The sequence below is a fragment of the Mesorhizobium sp. ES1-6 genome (genome assembly GCF_020164775.1).
Lineage (GTDB): Bacteria > Pseudomonadota > Alphaproteobacteria > Rhizobiales > Rhizobiaceae > Mesorhizobium.
This window is the reverse complement of the sequence record NZ_JAIUGU010000012.1, coordinates 100,558-114,245: the sequence shown is the minus strand read 5'-3', so window position 1 is coordinate 114,245 and position 13,688 is coordinate 100,558. Positions and strand designations below refer to the sequence as shown.

The 13,688-nt window shown below is 60.0% G+C and carries 11 protein-coding genes and 1 pseudogene; 5 read left to right on the top strand and 7 right to left on the bottom strand.

The window, feature by feature from the left end; all coding sequences use genetic code 11:
* Positions 1-727: 727 nt before the first annotated feature.
* Positions 728-1,245: pseudogene (locus LB564_RS31770) on the bottom strand (hypothetical protein).
* Positions 1,246-1,425: 180 nt separating this feature from the next.
* Entirely contained in the window at positions 1,426-1,566 is a 141-nt protein-coding gene (locus tag LB564_RS25055) for a hypothetical protein (protein ID WP_246677626.1), read from the bottom strand.
* Positions 1,567-1,967: 401 nt separating this feature from the next.
* Here LB564_RS25055 and LB564_RS25050 point away from each other — a divergent pair, with 401 nt between their 5' ends.
* Positions 1,968-4,178: a putative bifunctional diguanylate cyclase/phosphodiesterase gene (locus LB564_RS25050; RefSeq protein ID WP_140709561.1), complete on the top strand. Its 2,211-nt coding sequence runs from the start codon at positions 1,968-1,970 to the stop codon at positions 4,176-4,178.
* A 229-nt stretch (positions 4,179-4,407) separates the two neighbouring features.
* Here LB564_RS25050 and LB564_RS25045 read toward each other — a convergent pair whose 3' ends face one another.
* The 3 genes from LB564_RS25045 to LB564_RS25035 form a co-directional block, all read right to left on the bottom strand.
* Positions 4,408-4,884 (bottom strand): hypothetical protein, encoded by a 477-nt coding sequence (locus LB564_RS25045; RefSeq protein ID WP_224541756.1) that lies wholly within the window; start codon positions 4,882-4,884, stop codon positions 4,408-4,410.
* 1,786 nt (positions 4,885-6,670) lie between these two features.
* On the bottom strand, positions 6,671-7,294 hold the full coding sequence (locus LB564_RS25040) for a chemotaxis protein CheB (protein ID WP_140709558.1): 624 nt from the start codon (positions 7,292-7,294) through the stop codon (positions 6,671-6,673).
* A 270-nt stretch (positions 7,295-7,564) separates the two neighbouring features.
* Entirely contained in the window at positions 7,565-7,747 is a 183-nt protein-coding gene (locus LB564_RS25035; protein ID WP_140709556.1) for a DUF3606 domain-containing protein, read from the bottom strand.
* 19 nt (positions 7,748-7,766) lie between these two features.
* Between LB564_RS25035 and ligD (LB564_RS25030) the strand changes: the two genes are divergently transcribed.
* Genes ligD (LB564_RS25030) through LB564_RS25015 form a run of 4 tightly spaced genes read left to right on the top strand, consistent with a single transcriptional unit; the run spans position 7,767 to position 11,039 of the window.
* Positions 7,767-8,828: a non-homologous end-joining DNA ligase gene (gene ligD, locus LB564_RS25030; protein ID WP_224541754.1), complete on the top strand. Its 1,062-nt coding sequence runs from the start codon at positions 7,767-7,769 to the stop codon at positions 8,826-8,828.
* Positions 8,821-9,804, top strand: a complete 984-nt coding sequence (ligD, locus tag LB564_RS25025; protein WP_224541753.1) for a non-homologous end-joining DNA ligase — start codon at positions 8,821-8,823, stop codon at positions 9,802-9,804. The genes ligD (LB564_RS25030) and ligD (LB564_RS25025) overlap by 8 nt, the downstream gene beginning before the upstream one ends.
* Before the next feature lie 27 nt (positions 9,805-9,831).
* Entirely contained in the window at positions 9,832-10,608 is a 777-nt protein-coding gene (gene xth, locus LB564_RS25020) for an exodeoxyribonuclease III (RefSeq protein ID WP_140709554.1), read from the top strand.
* 2 nt (positions 10,609-10,610) lie between these two features.
* Positions 10,611-11,039 (top strand): DUF1810 domain-containing protein, encoded by a 429-nt coding sequence (locus LB564_RS25015; RefSeq protein ID WP_224541751.1) that lies wholly within the window; start codon positions 10,611-10,613, stop codon positions 11,037-11,039.
* A gap of 189 nt (positions 11,040-11,228) precedes the next feature.
* Here LB564_RS25015 and LB564_RS25010 read toward each other — a convergent pair whose 3' ends face one another.
* Both LB564_RS25010 and LB564_RS25005 read right to left on the bottom strand, forming a co-directional pair.
* Positions 11,229-12,884: a PAS domain-containing sensor histidine kinase gene (locus tag LB564_RS25010; RefSeq protein ID WP_224541749.1), complete on the bottom strand. Its 1,656-nt coding sequence runs from the start codon at positions 12,882-12,884 to the stop codon at positions 11,229-11,231.
* A gap of 10 nt (positions 12,885-12,894) precedes the next feature.
* The gene (locus LB564_RS25005; RefSeq protein WP_411910170.1) at positions 12,895-13,686 is read right to left on the bottom strand and encodes an alpha/beta fold hydrolase; all 792 of its coding nucleotides are present in this window, start codon (positions 13,684-13,686) and stop codon (positions 12,895-12,897) included.
* Between the last annotated feature and the right edge of the window lie 2 nt (positions 13,687-13,688).

The window sequence follows — 13,688 nt, the reverse complement described above, 5'->3', positions numbered from 1 at the left end:
CGCCTGAGGCTATGATGCCACGGGACGCGAGCCCCTCCAGGTCGGGTGGAAGTCGATGAGGCGCGGCCCATGAGGCTGTTGTACGGTCGATCGCACCGTGAGAAAGCGTCTTGGTTTGGAAGCGACGAGCCCCGATATCCCACGTCGCCGCTGACACATCAGCGAACACGTCGAGCGTCTTGGGCAGCGTTCGATCGCCCCGTCGAGCTGCTTTTCCAGATGCCCTCGAGGATGCGGCGTAGCCCTCGAAGAGTTCTGCCACTGTCCCAGGCCGCGTGTCTGCCACGAGTTTGGTGCTCCGCACCCGCCGGTATCGGGCTACGACGTTCGCTCTGCGAGGGAAGCGCGGTAGTTCCGAGCTTGAGAGCGCAGCAGTGCGAGCACCTTTAGCGACATGGCACGCTGCTCGTGGAGTCGACTGCGTTTCTTAACGGGGCGGCTCGGTTTCAGCCGGGGCGGGGCCACCGGTCCCTGGCGCGCGTTGCGACGCCGTGCTCTCCCTTTGATAGGCATAACGTCTGGTTTTAGAAAACGGCTGCGGCCAGTGCTGTAGCCCCCCGATGCGTGAGCGGGCTTGTCGAGGTGGCAATGGCGGCAGAGATCGGACAGCACTCACTACCGCATTGGCCTCACCTGGAAATCAGGCTGCTTTTCCTGATGGCTGGCTTGAATGGGTGATCCATGGTGAAGGGGTCTGGCCGCACCCCCGCTCAACCTGGCCCCCATGTCACGGGGTGGCTATCGGAAATCCAGGGCGGGCTCGTGGAGAGAACGCGTCCACGGCTGTGTTGCCTCTCCCGTTGCGAAGGTAATCGATGAAGATTCGTCCCGTTCCCGCCGACGGCGCAGCAGACAAGACGTAGCGGTCGGGATGAGCGTCAGCGAGGCTCCGGGCAAGCGACTTGGCGAGTTGCCGGGCGCTGTCGTGGCCCATTTTTGTCCCAAGAGGGGCCATCAAGTGGATGCCCTTGCCGCCGGTGCCTTGGGCCATCTCTTCAGACCCGAAGCCTCCAGCATGTCGCGAAGCGCCAGCGCCGCTTCGATCACCTGCTCCCACTCGACGCCCTCGCCAGGATCGAGGTCCAGCACGACCCGGTCGGCCCGCTCGATGTCATCAATGGTGGCGTTCCAAGGATGGAGCTCGACCGCATCCATCTCGACCAGCCCGAGCAAACCAGCGAGATCGTGCACCCACACGCGGACACTCTCACTCCCGTCGCGCTTCTGGACGCGCAACTGATGCACGGCGCTCGGAATATCGGCCAAGGGCCCTTGTGATAGAAACCGGCCCGATGCGCGTGCCGGACCAGCTTCAGTGGTCTGTGGCGGAGATGGACCAGCGCTTGCTGGGCGACCTGTTCCCAGTAGCTCCTGAGCTCACCTCTCGAAGGCGAGACCGCGTCCGGCAGCAACTGAAGAACGTTTTCACGGGGCGCTGCGTGTCCGTCCGCCCTGTTCCGCCGCTTCGATGGGCGGCTTTGCTGGGATCGTGACGAGATCTTCACGAAGGCCCTTGAATACTGCTTCGCGCAAGATGCCGCGGTAGGTGACGCCGCTGAACTGCACCTCGGCCAGAATGTCCGGCCTAACCCATGTGGCCTTGGGCTTTCCAGCTGCCGCCGTCAGGAGCTTTGTCGACCAACCTTGGCGATTGGAACTCGATGAATGACAGCCGGTCTTCGGTCTTACTCATACGCACGCGAACTCTTGGAGTCGGGAGTCAAATCGTGGGAAGGCGAAGCGAACCGGTTGGTGTGAAAATCCGTTGACGTGGCAGATGCCACCGATTGGGCGCCGCCGCAGCCTCCGGAACTCGCTGACTTTTACCCCTATCCGTCGCCGGCCTGGGCGCGGGCTCCGCGCGATGCAGCGATGCCGAAGACGAGGCTGCCCAAGGGCACGCACCGGTCCCTGAAGCGGAGACCTTTTTAACGGTCCAGAAGTCTTCACCGTCTAATAGCGATCTCATGAAACTGCTGCGACATTTTGCCGAACCGACCCGTCGTCTCTTCCTGGTGAGGACGGCTTTGCCGGTCATTGCGCTGACACTGCTCATTGCATGCGCCACGACAGGTTTATTGCTATGGTCAACGATCCAGACTGACCGCGTTGCCGCGGAGCGGCAGAAGAGCCTGGTTGCACTGATCATGTCGAAGCTGGCGAGCGCAGTTGCGCACGATCAGGAGAGCGTCACGGTTTGGGACGACGCGGTCAACGCGCTGCGCAGCGGCGATGCGAAATGGCTCGACAGCAATCTCGGCAGCTGGATGCATACCTATTTCGGCCATGACCAGGCCTATATTCTCGATGCCGATGATGCCCCTGTCTACGCGTTCACCGATGGGTCGACCGCTGACCCCGGCAGCTACCGCGCGATTCACGCGACCGCCGCGCCGCTCGTGCAGACTTTGAGAGCAAGGTTGAAACGAGGGGACACCGAAGGTGTCACGCAACAGGTGCTCACCATAGGCGCGTCAGACATGGCCGTTGTTGCCGGCCATCCGGCGGTCGTCAGCATCAAGCCCGTGGTGTCCGACAGTGGCCATATCACGCAGGTCCCGGGTCAGGAATTCCTGCATGTGGCGGTTCGCTATCTCGACGGCAGTTTCCTTACCGCGTTGCGCCAAGACTACCTGCTCGATGGCGCTCGGTTCTCCTGGGGCAATAAGCTTGGTTCCGGAGAGGCCTCCTATCCTGTTGTCAACCGATCGGGACCTATCGGCTTCTTCGTCTGGCAGCCATACCGGCCCGGCGCATTTGTCCTCTTTCAGCTGATACCGATTCTGGTCGCCTTGTTCGGTCTGGTGCTGGGGGGCGTCATCCTGGCCCTGATCGGCTTTCGGAGGCGGACTTTGAAGCTGATCGAGACGGAGGATCGGATCTATCACCTCGCTCATAACGATCTGCTTACGGCGCTGCCCAATCGCGGTCAGTTCAACGAACGTCTGGCAGATGCATTGGCGCGCTTGCCGACAACGGGCGAGCAGCTCGCTATTCTTTACCTCGACCTTGACCGCTTCAAGCAAGTTAATGACAGCTTTGGCCATCCGGCGGGTGACGAGCTGCTCAGGGAGTTCGCGGACCGCCTAAGACGGCTGACGACTGAAGCGGACACGGTGGCGCGTCTCGGTGGCGATGAATTCGTCATCATCCGACGTTCGGTTGGCGGCGAAAATGACGTCAAGGCGCTCTGCGAGCATTTGATCGAGTCTGCCCGCCGTCCGTTCGACGTCGCCGGCGTGCAAGTCTTTGTCGGTGTGAGTGTCGGCGCCGCGATTGCACCGAAGGACGGGTTGGACACGGTCGAATTGGTGCGGAAAGCCGACGTGGCGCTCTATCATGCCAAATCCGGGGGCCGCAGCAGCTACGCCTTCTTTGGGAACGAGATGGATCTGACGCTGGCCATGCGCAAAGGCCTAGAACAGGACCTGCGCAACGCGTCGGATGCGATCGGCCAGATCCAGGTCCACTATCAGCCGCTATATGCCGCCGACACAAACAGGATGACAGGCGTCGAAGCGCTGGCCCGCTGGTCTGATCCGGAGCGGGGCTGGGTTGCACCGGATTTGTTCATCCCGTTGGCTGAGGAAGCAGGGCTGATTGAAAAGCTTGGCGAACTGGTTCTCAGGCAGGCGTGCCTTGACGTGGTGGATTGGCCCATCGAGACCCTTGCGGTTAACGTGTCGGCCTTGCAGCTGAACAATTCCAGTTTCGCCATGCGAGTGACCAGTATCTTGCTGGAGACGCACATGGATCCGCGGCGGCTCGAAATCGAAGTTACCGAAAGCACTCTGTCGAAGCGCCAGAGCGAATGCCGAAACAACATCGAGGCTTTGCGCGGCATCGGGGTGCGCTTTGCACTCGACGATTTCGGCACCGGATTCTCCTCTTTGGGAAGACTGCAGACGCTGGAAGTGGACAGGATCAAGATCGACCGCAGCTTCGTGCATGGCTTCGGGCGCTCCAATGGTGACGAGGCCATCGTCCAGGCGATTATCACCCTGGCCCGTGCGACTGGACTTAGCACCACTGCCGAAGGGGTCGAGACTGAAAGCCAATGCGATTACCTGCGCAAGCTCGGGTGTGACCAGCTGCAAGGTTTTCTGCTGTCCAAGCCACTGCCGAAGGGGGAGCTTCAAGAGCTTCTCGGGGTCGTGTCAGCGCGCGCCTCTGCCTAACACAGCCGGGCGCGTCACAGAACTGCCATCCCCAAGCCTAAGATGATCGTCATCGCTAGCATGCCGCACAACGCTTGCCCTCCGGTTGAGCGTCAGTACCGGCCTAGAGTAGGGGTCGGTGCTGCGCGGGTTGATACGCCCAAGAGGTTCGCCGTGATCTGCACGGTCCGACACCGAAAAGGGCGGCCTATCTCCAGCAGCCAATTCGGCTGGCGCCATCCCGGCGGCCTTAGCAGCCCTGGACCTTCAGTGATTTGACCATGCGAACGATAAGCGGATCATATGGGACCTTCTCGTTGCGAGCATAGTTGACGGTAAACAAGGCTGCTCTGTCCCCACAGATCTTGATGGCCCGGACATAGAGGATCTGACCGTCCTTCAGTCCTGAATAGCTGGCCCATTGTGGCGTCACTCGCTTGTAGGTCACGTTCCAGCCCTCCCCCTCGTTCACCGCAATGCGATGTTGGATCTCGGTGCGAAAGCTGGCCTTGCCGAGCTGCGCCCCCCAGACGGCAAGAAATGCTTTGTTTTTGCCCTCAAAGGCTGCTCCTTGATCGGAGCGCTGGGCAAGCACAAACCCCGGGGGAACGTCAAACACGAATCCGAGACGCTTGATCCCAAAGGCCTCCCATTGTTCAGCACCCAGCAGGGAAGTGGGGATCATAATGGCGCCTAAGGTGAGCAGAATAAGAGGCAGACGTTTCATTGGTGTAATCCTGTCCGTCACGTGGCCCGCGCCACGCGGGCCCAGGCCGGCCGGCCCTGGCGGTGGCCAGCCATCCGAGGCTCCAAAGCCAGCCCACCTTTTCAAATCTGACGTGGCGCTCTTTGTTCCATTAGGAACCAAGAATATGCCGGCGCGCGCGCCGGGACCGACTGGTCTGCGCCTGTTACAGGCAGCGCAGCGCTGCGCCAGCACCCGATAGCGCGATGATAGAATAGAGTCTGGCCCTGCGCAGGCGCCCGCGCAGGAGGTCGGATCGCGCCGCGGCGAAAACAGCCGTGACCACTGCATGGAGCGGTTGTTCAGGGGCGCTGGATTCGAACTCCACGAACCCCTTCACGGTGGCGATGAAAATGATTTTTCATTCTCGCGCCGGACGCCAGAACTACGAAATTGGTGCAAGGGCAGGGTGGCGGGCTCTGACTTCCGAAGCCAGGATGGCGTTTACACCCCCGGCGGGGACCGAGATAGTCGCGGTGAAGATGCCCCAATGGGCGAGCGGATGTGAAGCGCCATTTCTCAGTGTAACCAACCGATTGGCTTTGCCATGTGCGGTCTGCACCTTGCCTCGATCATCGATTCCGCCGCCCCGGTACAATGCCGACACGCCTCGCATAGTCGGCGAATACATTGGGCGTCATCTTGAGCTTGAACGATGTGGCGGCCCGGGCACTGCGTGAGCGCCTTGCAAAGGAGCGGGGCCCAGGGCTGCCGGCTGGGCACCCTGCCTCAAACTCGACGGCAAGGTAAGGAAGCCTGGCGTGCGGTCCTCCTAGGTTCGCGTTTCTCAGGAGGATCGCTTCACTGACATGGATGCCCATCGATCCCTAAGAAGGTACCAGGCCGTGGAACAACCGCCACGAAACCTTATTCGAGGGCATGGCGATCTACTATTTCGATCTAGGGGCGAACGGCACGATCATCTCTGATGACGATGGGATCGACTTGCGAAGGTCTTGCCATCGGGCACGAGGCAACGAAAGCTCTTGCTGAGATTACGAGAGAAAGGTTGCCCGACGGGGACTGCGGTCCTCTATCTTCATCGTCCCAGATGAGCGGGGCGATCTGGTTTTTGTGCGAGCGTTGAGATCGCGCCGGCACATTTGCCTACACGCCCGCGCTTCCAGACACTCGCGTCTAAGCGTAGCTCTCGTGAAACCGCATCATTCCTTCTTGGGCCGTCGAAGATTCCGACAGCCTCTGGAACCGTTCTGGGCAAAATAGGTTGGATGTTAGGAAAGCCAGGACGTCTCCATGTCTGCTTATACGACACAGCGCATAGCATGGTTGCGGCTCATTCGCTCCAAAGAGTTTCAAGCACAGCTCCGAGCTCTCCTGGCTTGCGTGTCGAGCCGACACTTCCTCATGCTTTCATGGTTCTGTTAACGAAACTTGACAGGGCCGAAGTTGCGAACGAACTCGCGACCCAAAGGAAGCCGCCCTCTCCATCAAATGGTTCAACCCGCCGTTCCCGTAGGAATGATTAGCAGGGCATTCACGCGCGACCACACAACTCCGGATTCCTACGGATCGCGGCGGCAGGATCGAACGCGCTCTCTGGGGCGTGGGCGGACATGCATCTGGAACGGCACGTGAGCTTTTGCGCGCAGAATGATCCACCTAGGTGACGGCCACTCGCTGGTCATCGCTGTCAACGCTTCTTGAGCGTTTTAGTCAACAGAGTCCTGACCTATCAGAGACCGCTACCGAACTGATTGAGATGGCAATCCGAATTGCGTCACTGGAGAACTTCTTCCTCGTCTCCGATCTAAACGAGTGAAGGCTGGGGCTGAACACGCTGCACTCTTCGAATAACCTCATCGGCGATCTGATCAGCTGAACCGGCGAAGTCGAGCGGCCCATCATACAGCGCGGCGTTCATAGGCATCCCAGCTTTGATCTTGCCGGCTTCGGTAAGCACCATTGTAGCACCCCCGGCGTGGGATATAGCGGCTAGTCCCCGCGATCCGTCACTCAGCGAGCCAGACAGCACGATACCGATGGCGCGCGTCTTTGCGTGGACGGCGACAGAATTGAAGAGGATGTCGACTGTCTGCCCGCGATGAATGTGTCCAGAACCCTCAACGAGGGCCACATTGCTTCTGGCCGCTAACGAGAGATGCGCGTCAGGTTGGCCGATGTAGCAACACCCGACACGAAATACGTCATCTTCATCGGCGATCACCACAGGCATTTTTGACCGCTTACCCAAAATATCGCTCAGGTGACTCACCTTGTCGCTGGGCCGGTGCAAGACCACGAGGACGATGGCCTTTAGCCCCTTGGGTAGTCCGCTAAGGAGGTCTTTGATGTCGCTGAGGCCATCTGATCCCGATGCGCCGATGGCGACAAAGAAAGGGCCGCCTTCCTGCTTAGCGTGTGGGGTATGCATCTGTCAGGCTTAACAGGTTCGCCCCAGCTTCGCGACAATAAGGTCAAAGGCAATCGCCATAGCGGAGTTGAGCCGAATCAGTCGTCCTGCTGACGGGCGCTACCACTCGCGATCACGGGCGTCTGCAGCGCCCCTGCCGTGGGCGCCACCGCTAACGTCCAATGGAAGCCAGCCAGCACCAATGCAATATTGCGAGCCATCGCTGCGACAACCCTTGTCGTCCTTTTGTGAAGCGAGACAATCGATGGGTGATCGGGCCGCGCGGGCAAGCTATTTTTTGCCTAACTTGTCCTCGACCGCCTTGCGGCTGTTGCCGACAGACCGCACGGTCGATCTGACCTCGGCTTTGCTAGCGCCAGTCTTACCCGACTCGTACTTCACTTCATGATCCTGCCCGCCCGCGACTTTGGCGCGGTCCTGGTTCCGCCCACGCGTCGTCTGGTTAGTAGCCATATCATCCTCATGAATTGCGTTGAGCAACTCTAACGCGGTCCGAGTTCTTCTGGTTTCAATTCTTCCACGCGAGCTGGAACCGATCCTTTCGCAGCGTATTGAATCCGACCATGTATTCGAGCTCCTCATGTCAGCCCTAGAGGCCTTTCCCAGAACAAAGCGTGCACCGCGCAGGGACTCAGAATCTATCCCGAAACGTCCGCTACCCACATTTCGTCCCTTCCAGCTTTGTACGCTGACAGACGAGATTCCGGTCGGCGGCAACTGGCTCTTCGAAATGAAGTTTGACGGCTACCGCGCGCAAGTCGCTATCTCGGGCCCGGATGCCGTGGTCTACACGCGTAACGGCCATGACTGGACCCGCCAGTTCCGGGTTATTCTTCCCCCGCTACGAACACTCACCAAGGGATCGGCGCTGATCGACGGCGAGATCGTTGCCATCGACAGCGAGGGCCGTACCAACTTCTCCCTCCTTAAGACCGGCATCGCCGCCGGGCTGCCGCTCAAATTCTACGCCTTCGACCTGCTCGAATTCAACGGCGAGGACCTCACGAACGAACCCCTCGTTGATCGCAAGCACCGGCTAGAGGTGCTCCTGGCCGAACGGGATCCCGATGACAGGCTGCAGTTTTCCAGTCACATCCCCGACCATGGAGACCAGATCTTCGAGGCCATGTGCGCCGGGGGGCACGAGGGTGTCATAGCCAAGCGCGCGGACAGCCCTTATGTTGGCGATCGCACGGCAAGCTGGCTGAAGATCAAATGCACCAAGAGACAGGAGTTCGTGGTCGGCGGGTATCGCCCTAGCGACAGAGGGCGCGGGCTGGCCTCGCTGATCCTCGGCACCTATGAGAATGGAAAGCTGGTCTACCGCGGCCGCGTCGGCACCGGATTCTCAGAGGCGATGCGCAAATCCGTCCTTGCGCAGTTAGAGAAGCGGCCGGTGGACAGACCAGCTTTTGCGTCGGTGCCGCGCGACATCGCGCGTCGAGCGAGTTGGGTGAAGCCGGACCTAATTGCCGAAGTTATGTTCTCCGAAGTGACGCCCGACGGCAGCCTTCGGCATCCAAGCCATGCGTGAAGACAAGCGGGCCGACCAGGTGGTGATGGAAGTGCTTGCCACGGCGGCGACCGTCGGCACCGCGTATCTCGATCCCAATATGGGTAAAGAGATTGCCGTGGCCGTTGGCGTCAACCTGACCCACCCCGAAAAGGTCATGTACCCTGGCACCAAGGTGACCAAAGCCATGCTCGTCGCGTATTACGCTGCGGTGGCCGAAAAGATACTGCCACATATCCAAGATCGGCCCCTTTCACTGGTGCGCGACACCGATGGTGACCTGGAGCAAACCTTCTTTCAAAAGCACAAGCTGCCGGGCATGCCCAAAGCCATCCATGATGGTCAATTGGAGAAAATCTCCGGCAAGGAAAGTCGCTTCCTTTGGGTCGACGATCTGGCGGGGCTGGTTGGTGGCGTGCAGATGAATGTGCTCGAGTTTCATGTCTGGGGCAGTTTGCGCCAACGACCAAGCCTGCCCCACCGGATGATCTTCGATATCGACCCTGACGAGGGCCTGGACTTTGGTGATGTGAAACAGGCGGCGCTTGACATAAGAGGCGTTCTCGAAGCGCTTGGGTTACAATCGTGGCCCTTGCTGTCCGGCGGCAAGGGCGTTCACGTCGTCGTTCCACTCGTTGCGAAGGCAAACTGGGAAGCCGTCAAGGGCTTCTGCCAGGATTTCGCTGAGCTGCTGGCCCGAACAGATCCATCCCGCTTCGTAGCCAACATGAGCAAGGCGAAGCGCAAGGGCCGGATGTTCATCGACTATCTGCGCAACGGCCAAGGCGCGACGGCGATCTGCCCCTGGTCAACGAGAGCACGCGCGGGAGCGCCCTGCGCCGTTCCCGTCACCTGGGACGAGTTACCTACCTTCAAAGCGGCCAACGCCTTCGACGTTTTTGGCGCCGCTGTGCGGGCGCAGCAGCCCGATGCCTGGGAAGGTTATTTCGAAACTGAACAAATCCTGACTGCCCGCATCCGCAAAGCGGTCCGATAGAATGCTAGGAAGCGCGGAGCTCGCGCCATGAAGATCGCTACCTTCAATGTGAACGGCGTCAACGGGCGCTTGCCGGTCCTGCTTCGCTGGCTGCATCAGGCGGAGCCGGATGTCGTTTGCCTTCAGGAATTGAAATCGCCCGATGAGCGGTTTCCGCACGACGCGATCGAGAAAGCCGGGTATGGCGCGATTTGGCAGGGGCAGAAAAGCTGGAACGGGGTGGCGATCCTGGCCCGCGGTCGCGAACCCATCGAAACCCGCCGGGGGCTGCCGGGCGATCTCGATGACGCGCACAGTCGCTACATCGAAGCCGCCATCGAGGGTGTGCTTGTCGGCTGCCTCTATCTGCCGAACGGCAATCCGGCGCCTGGCCCGAAATTTGACTACAAGCTGCGCTGGTTCGAACGCCTACGAAGCTACTCTGCAGAGTTGCTCGCACTCAAGACGCCCATCGTACTTGCTGGTGACTACAACGTCATGCCGACGGATTTGGACGTCTACAAACCGGAACGCTGGCGCGACGACGCGCTCTTTCGCCCGGAGGTCAGGGCGGCATTCCACTCCCTGTCCGAACAGGGCTGGACCGACGCGCTCCGTAAACTTCACCCCGACGAACGCATTTACACGTTTTGGGACTATTTCCGGAACGCCTGGGGGCGAGACGCCGGCCTGCGTATTGACCACCTGCTATTGTCACCGTCCATCGTCGGCCGACTGCACGAGGCCGGAGTCGACCGGTACGTCCGCGGTTGGGAAAAGGCGAGCGATCACGCCCCGGCCTGGATTGAACTGGCGGCGGCGTAAGCATGGCCGTTGACGATCCATTCGACCTCGCCCGATTTCGTGCCGCACAGGAGCCGATCTTCGATACCGCCATGGCCGAGCTGCGCTCTGGGCGCAAGCGCTCCCACTGGATGTGGTTCGTTTTCCCGCAATTGCGCGGACTTGGACACTCGCCGACCGCGCAGCACTATGGGATCTCGTGCCAGGACGAGGCGCGGGCGTATCTGGCCGATGCCGTTCTTGGCGAACGCCTGCGTCATGCGACAGCCGCGGCTCTCGATGTCAGCGGACGCTCGGCATACGAGATCTTCGGCTCTCCAGACGATTTGAAGTTCCGGTCATCGATGACGCTGTTTGGCGAAACCGCCGGCGTTGATGGCCCAATCTTCCACCAGGCGCTAGACCGGTTTTTCGAGGGCGAGCGTGACCCGCGTACGATGAGTCTGCTCTGAAACAGCTCGTATGCGACCTCACAACCTTGGCGCCTGCGGTATACGCTGCCCTTTAGCTCGACAATGGTTGCCGCACGACGTCCTTCTGTTTAAATCTTTCCTGTGGCGCTGATGGCGGCCACCCTAAACCCCTCAAGCCGACGCCCATTCGGCACGTCGGGTAAATGGGCTTGAAACCTCTTCTCCGGATTACTTGTCGAGCACCTGGCGAACCTTCTGAGACAATGCCTTCAACGTCGCAGGCTTTTGAAGGAGCTGGACATCTGGGTCCAGCACACCGTTATGCACGATGGCGTTGCGAGTATATCCTGTGGTGTAGATCACCTTGAGGTCGGTTCGCAGCTGAAGCGCCTCTTCGACCAGCTGTCGGCCGTTCATATCGGGCATGACAACGTCGGTTAGAAGCAGCTTCACTTCGGGGTGCTCATGGAGCATGCGCAGGCCCGATTGTCCGCCATCCGCCGACAAGACACCATAGCCGAGATCGCGCAGCATCTGACCCGTGAGTTCGCGCACATTGTAATCGTCTTCCACGACGAGGATGACTTCGTGCGCAGCGCCAGCCGGAGTGTCACCGGACAGCTTTCGCGCCGACGCCTCTCCGGTCCCGTAATAGCGAGGCAGATAGATCCTCACCGTCGTGCCATGGCCGATCTCGGAATAGATCTTCACATGGCCACTTGACTGCTTCACGAAGCCGAACACCTGGCTGAGGCCCAGCCCCGTTCCCTTGCCGACGCCCTTTGTTGTGTAGAAGGGGTCGAACGCCTTCGCGATCACCTCCGGGGTCATGCCTGTCCCGGTGTCGGTCACGGCTATCATCACATATTGACCAGGCGCAATGCCATGCTCGACCGCATAGGCGTCGTCGATCCCAGCATTTCCAGTTTCAATGGTGAGCCGGCCGCCACCTGCCATTGCGTCGCGCGCATTGACAGACAGATTGACGATAGCGTTTTCCAGCTGATTACGGTCAGCAACGGTTTTCCAAAGCCCACTCGCCAGCACTGTCTCCATGTGGATGGTCTCGCCCAGGGTGCTTCGCAAAAGCTCGGACATCTCCGCCACCATGCCATTCGAATTGACCGGCTCCGGATCAAGCGGCTGCTGCCGCGAAAAGGCAAGCAACCGCTGCGTCAACGCGGCTGCCTTGGTAGCGCCGTCCATGGACGCTTCGATCAACTTCCCGATATCGTCATTGCCCGGTGAGATCCGGCGCTGAATGAGATTGAGGCCGGCGATGATAACGGCAAGCATGTTGTTGAAGTCGTGCGCGATGCCACCCGTCAGTTGCCCCACCGCTTCCATTTTTTGAGACTGCCGCAGCGTCTCCTCGACCGCCATGCGCTGCGCGACCTCATCGGCAATGATCCGCTCTTGCTCGGCATTCAGCCGCCGAAGCGCTTCGTTTGCCTGCTCTGCCGAAGCCCTGGCGCTCAAGAGTTCCTGCTCGTAGCGCCGGCGATCCGTTGCGTCGAAGATGGTCAATCTGACGAATTGCGGCACGCCCTCAGCGTCTCGCCGCTCCTGTGCATTGACAAGCGCGGGCAGCCGGCTGCCATCAGCTTTCAGGAAGTCGAGCGCGACTTCCCTGAACTCGCCTTGCATGCGCAGCAAAGGAGCAAAATGCGTCTCGTAGTAGATCTTCCCTGCGATCGGCAGCAGATCGGGCAGACGTTTGCCGACAAGGTGGTGCCCCTGGATCCCGAGCCATTCACAGAAGGTCTGGTTCACCCGCTGGATCACGCCGTCGCGAGAGGCCGAGATATAGCCGCACGGAGCCGTCTCAAAGAGGTCTTTGAGTTCGGCCCATTCCAGCGCCCGCGCATCTTCGCCTGAGGCCACGATATGCCACTCAAACAAAGCTGTTGATAGCGGCGATCGTTTCGGCCGGCGCACTCAGATTGGGGCAATGCCCGGTTGCGCTGAGATTGACGATCCGGCTGTTTTCCAAGCGATGGTGCACGTATTGGCCAACCACCTGCGGCGCGATCACATCATCCGAGCACTGCAGGATTAGTGAAGGAACCGAGAAGCCGTCGAGGTCAGCGCGATTGTCGGATAGAAAGGTGGCTCGGGCAAACCTCTTGGCGATGTCCGGATCGGTCCTGCAAAAGCTGTTCGTAAGCTCTTTGGCGAGTTCAGGCCGATCGGGATTGCCCATGATGATTGGTGCCATCGCGGTCGACCAGCCCATGTGATTGCTGTCAAGGAATTCCAGCAGTTCCGAGATTTGAGCTTCCGTAAAGCCGCCGACGTAATCATCCGTATTGATGTAGCAGGGCGACGGCCCCACAAGCACAAGCTTGCCGAAAAGCTCGGGCGCTTTCCTTGCGGCGAGAATGCCGATCATGGCGCTTACCGAATGCCCAACGAAAATGCCGCCAGTCATACTAAGCTCGCGGCAGAGCGCGACGACATCATCTGCATAGCCATCCAGGGTCGAATATCGCTTCGGATCATAGGCAGTGAGATCCGAGCCGCCTGCTCCTATATGATCAAAGGTGACGACGCGAAACCGGTCCTCGAACGCGGGCGCAACAAAGCGCCACATGTTTTGATCGCATCCGAAGCCATGCGCGAAGACGATTGTTGGAGGGCCAGCGCCCGATATTTGGACATTGTGCATGGCTGCTCGGGACATCATTG